This is a genomic window from Bradyrhizobium uaiense (genome assembly GCF_010811875.1).
Classification (GTDB): domain Bacteria; phylum Pseudomonadota; class Alphaproteobacteria; order Rhizobiales; family Xanthobacteraceae; genus Bradyrhizobium; species Bradyrhizobium uaiense.
In genome coordinates this window covers 1-215 of the sequence record NZ_VKHP01001249.1, presented here as the reverse complement: position 1 = coordinate 215, position 215 = coordinate 1, and the positions used below count along the sequence as shown (strand labels likewise).

The window sequence follows — 215 nt, the reverse complement described above, 5'->3', positions numbered from 1 at the left end:
CATGCGCGTGATGCGCGCGAACCTCGACGGCTCCAAGGTCGAAACGCTGGTCGAGCGCGGCCGCGGCGACAAGGACCAGCTCGATGAAACCCGCTGGTGCGTCGGCATCACCATCGATCCGAAGCTCGGCAAAATCTACTGGACGCAAAAAGGCCCCGACAACGCCGGCCTCGGCCGTATTTTCCGCGCCAACATCGAGATCCCGAAGGGCGAGA

Annotated in this window: 1 pseudogene; it reads left to right on the top strand. The window is 63.7% G+C overall.

What is annotated here, in order from left to right:
- Positions 1-215: pseudogene (locus FNJ47_RS49495) on the top strand (3-hydroxyacyl-CoA dehydrogenase); the annotation flags it as partial.